The sequence below is a fragment of the Hymenobacter agri genome (assembly GCF_054778495.1).
The window spans coordinates 1-2,548 of the sequence record NZ_BAAGZM010000604.1 but is presented as its reverse complement, the minus strand read 5'-3'; the positions used below and the strand labels follow the sequence as shown (position 1 = coordinate 2,548).

Annotated in this window: 2 protein-coding genes; both read right to left on the bottom strand. The window is 64.3% G+C overall.

Annotated elements, in window-relative coordinates; genetic code table 11:
• Window positions 1-285 (bottom strand): hypothetical protein (locus ACYVDE_RS19995; protein ID WP_460503298.1); only part of this gene is annotated, 285 nt, incomplete at its 3' end.
• 265 nt (window positions 286-550) lie between these two features.
• Window positions 551-2,548 (bottom strand): outer membrane beta-barrel protein (locus ACYVDE_RS19990; RefSeq protein ID WP_460503297.1); only part of this gene is annotated, 1,998 nt, incomplete at its 5' end.

The following is a 2,548-nucleotide window of genomic DNA, read 5'->3' as shown; positions in this document are numbered from 1 at the left end:
GGCGGGTTCGTCGGCCTCGGTTGGCGCAGCTGCGGCGTCAGAATCGCGGGCAGCTAGGTAGGCCAGGCCGGCAGCGGCCAGGGCCAGGCCGCCCACCAGCTTCTGGCCGGTGCTGAGCTTGCCGATTTCGCGGGTCACTTTCCGGAACTTCTTCACCGAGGCGTGGGCCAGGTCGAGCAGGTCGTCGGAAGCTTCGTCTTTCTTGCCGTGCTTTTTCTTTTTACCGGTACTCATGAGCAATTGGGGTAAAACCGTTTCGAACAGGAACGCAAAGGGAATACGCATGGCGGCAAGTAGATGGCGGGCTCAGGCTCACGGCCAAGGCCAACAGGCGAATTCATGTATTCGCAGGACGTGCCACCAAGGTTGCCATTAAAATTGCGTAGCTGAACCGTGCGCCCGGCACGCGCCCCAAATGCCGAAAGGCCGCAGTCTCCATTGAGCTGCGGCCCTGGCGGCCAGTAGTACCCGCCGCAGCGGGTGGTAGCACCATCTGGCCGCCGATATCGGGCCCGCCGGAGCGGGCGAGGTAGCAGCGCGGCGGCCAGCGCTAGTTTTCCATGCGGCCCTGCTCGGCCTCGGTGCCGGTGCGGCGGCGCTGGCTGGCCTTCACGCGCTGGTTGCCAAACTTGTAGCTAAAGTTGAGCTTCACGAAGCGGCTTTCGATTTTATCGAGGTTGGTGGAGTTGATGCCGTTGGCCAACACCTCGTAGCGCATCTGCTGCACGTTGAAGGGGTCGGTGACGTTGAGCGTGAGCGTGGCGGCCTCCTTGAACAGCGACTTCGACACCCCGAAGCTGCTGCTAAGCCGCGAGCGGAAGGCCACTCCGCCGAACGTCATCGGCGACATGTACATGGCCGAGGCCTCGACCTTGAAGCCGTGGGCCAGCCGCAGCGTGTGGTTGCTGGAGAGGTAGCCCGAGGGACGGGCCACGCTCAGCCCCACCGCGCCGCTGTTGATGCGGGCATACTCCACGCCCAGGGTCGTTACGGTGTTCCACTTGCCGCCCCACAACGGCTTCATGAGCGTACTGCTGGCCGACACCGACTCGGCGCTGCCGAAGTTCTGGTACGAGCTGATGACCACCTGCGTAGCATCGTTTTTCTGGTAGCTTTCCACCAGCACGTCGGTGTGGTGCCCGTAGCTGATGGACGTGGACAGCAGGTCGCCGAACGAGTGGGTGAGCTCGAAGTTGTGCGAGTAGGAAGGCCGGATGTTGGGGTTGCCCTGCAGGTAGCGGTACTGGCTGACGTAGGTGACGAAGGGGTTGACGATGCCGAACTGAAACCGGTCGATTTTGCGGCTGTACGAAAGGCCAAGCTGCGATTTTTCCGACAGCTTGTACTGGGCAGCCAGCGTCGGGAACAGGTCGAGGTAGTGGCGCTCGGTGGTTTGGCCGGTGGTGAGCGAAGTGCCGGTGGTGTTGGTTTGCTCGAGGCGCAGGCCGGCTTGCAGCTCCACCGTTTTGCCCGGGCGGCTCACGCTGGCGTAGGCGGCGTTGATGTTTTCGCGGTAGATGAAGTGGTTGGTTTTGCCGGCGTCCACGGTCCAGGGCTGGCCCTCGGCGGCCTGCTCCCAGCGGATGTCGTTGTCGGTGGTAGTGAAGGTGGTTTTCAAGCCGGCTTCCAGTGTGCCTTTTTGCCAGGGCTGCGAATAGTCGGCCGCGGCCGAGCGCACCGAGTTGCGGGCCGGCGAGTTGTCGCGCAGCAAGGCCAGCGGGCCGGCGCTTTCCAGCTGCGCGTTCAGCGGCCGCGTCAGGTAGTCGGCGTGCGTGTCTTTGTGGTAGCCAAAGTAGTCGGCGTTGAGGCTGAGGGTGCGGCCGGTGGCGTCGAGCTTGGTTTTGTAGTAGAGGTTGAGCACGGGGTTCAGCACCTGGCTGCTGCCCGAGGTGTTCACGAGCGAGCCGGCCTGGGGCTGGCCGGTGGCGGCGTCGGTCAGCACGGCCAGGTTGCGGGCGTCGCGGGTGCGCTGGTTTAGGCTGCCCTTCAACAGGAAGCCCAGCGAGGTGTTGTCGCTCAACTGGTAATCGAGACCTAGGCGGGCGCTGTTATTCTGATTGTGGCGCACCTCGCGGCCGTTTTCGTTGATAACGGGGCCGTTTTCGGCGGTGCGGCGCACGGCGCTGGTGGTGCTGTAGGTCTGGTTTTCGAGGCGGTCGAGGCCGCCGTACACGTTCAGCTTCTCGGTGCGGTGGTTCAGGTTCAGGCCGGCGTTGTAGCGGCCATACTGGCCGGCGCCCACGCCCACAGTGGCCGTGCCGTTGGTGCCCAGCTTGCGGCTTTTGGCGGTGATGAGGTTGATGACGGCCGCGCCGTCGGCATCGTAGCGGGCCGAGGGGTTGGCGATGATTTCGACCTGGTCGAGGCTGTTGCCGGCCATTGCGCCGAGCATGTTTTTCAGCTCCTCGCCGCTCAGGTTAGTAGTTCGGCCATCGAGCAGCACCTTCACCGTTTTGCCGCGCAGCTGGAAACCGGTGCCGCTTTCGACTACGCCCGGGGCGCGGCCCAGCACGTCGTAAGCGGTGCCGCCGGCGGCCAGGGGGCTGGC